Here is a 1,257-nt window from a genome sequence, read left to right on the forward strand (position 1 = left end):
GACATCACCGAGCACCCGACGAGGGAGGGCAAGGTCTACTGCGGCGGCGGTGCAGGTCGTGGAGACCGACGACGAGACCACGGCCCGGCTCGTCACCGACCCCCGGTTGCCCGTGGTCAGCTTCACCGGGTCGGACACGGTCGGCTGGCGGATCGTGGACGCGGCACCGCGGAAGAAGGTCGTCGTCGAGCTGGGCGGCAACGCCGCGGCGGTGATCGCCCCGGACCACACCTCGTCCGAACGGCTCCGCCACGCCGCGGAGCGGATCGCGCTGTTCTCGAACTACGCGGGCGGGCAGGCGTGCACCTCGCCGCAGCGGGTGCTCGTGCCGCGTCCGCAGCTCGCGGAGTTCACCGCGCTGCTCGTGGCCGCGACCGAGGCCCAGGTCGTGGGGGACCCGTTCGACGAGGCCACCGACGTCGGCCCACTGGTCGACGAGGCGGCCGCGGCCAGGGTCGCCGAGTGGGTGGACGAGGCCAGGGCGGCCGGGGCGACCGTGCACACCGGCGGCGTCGCGCAGGGTCGGTTCTACCGGCCGACCGTGCTCGGCGACGTCCCGCCGGGCAGCCGGGTGCTCGACGACGAGGTGTTCGGCCCCGTCGTGTCGGTGCTGCCCTACGACACCGTCGACGAGGCGCTGGCCCGCGTGGACGAGACCCGGTTCGGGCTCAGCGCGGGGATCTTCACCAGCGACCTGCAGCTCGCCTTCCACGCCCTGGACGTGCTGCGGGTCGGCCAGGTCGTGATCGGCGACGCCCCGACCTACCGCTCCGACGAGTCGCCCTTCGGCGGGACGAAGGACTCCGGGCAGGGCCGCGAGGGCCTGCGCAGCGCCATCGAGGACTACACCGAGGAGCGCACGCTCGTGCTGTCGGACGTGGCGTTGTGAGCCGACGCGCGGGCGTGCCGCAGCAGGACCTCGCCGAAGGCCGCCACGGCGGGGTCCTCGTCGTCGGCGTGCACCAGGGCGACCAGCACCTCGGGATGCGGCTGGGCCAGCGGACGGCGCACCAGCCCCTGCGGATCGGGCACCGACAGCTCGGGCAGCACCGTCACACCGACGTCGGCGGCGATCATGGCCAGCGCGGTGCGGGTGTCGTCGGTCCGGTAGACCACGGTCGCGGCCTCCAGGTCCACCAACCGACCGAGCAGGTCGTGCATCAGGTAGCCGGGTCGGTAGGCGACCAGGCGTTCGGCCGCCAGCTCGGCGGCGGGAACCTCGGCGAGGTCGGCGAACCGGTGCCCGGGCGGCGCGCA

The 1,257-nt window shown here is 74.2% G+C and carries 2 protein-coding genes; one reads left to right on the forward strand and one right to left on the reverse strand.

Annotated elements, in window-relative coordinates:
- Positions 1–49 precede the first annotated feature (49 nt).
- Positions 50–889, forward strand: coding sequence for an aldehyde dehydrogenase family protein (locus H5J29_RS33230; protein ID WP_312858514.1), 840 nt, complete (start codon positions 50–52; stop codon positions 887–889).
- Here the strand turns inward: H5J29_RS33230 and H5J29_RS33235 are convergent.
- Positions 844–1,257 (reverse strand): LysR family transcriptional regulator substrate-binding protein (locus H5J29_RS33235; protein ID WP_181784842.1); only part of this gene is annotated, 414 nt, incomplete at its 5' end. The genes H5J29_RS33230 and H5J29_RS33235 overlap by 46 nt on opposite strands.

The organism is Pseudonocardia pini, from assembly GCF_013870575.1.
GTDB lineage: Bacteria > Actinomycetota > Actinomycetes > Mycobacteriales > Pseudonocardiaceae > Pseudonocardia > Pseudonocardia pini.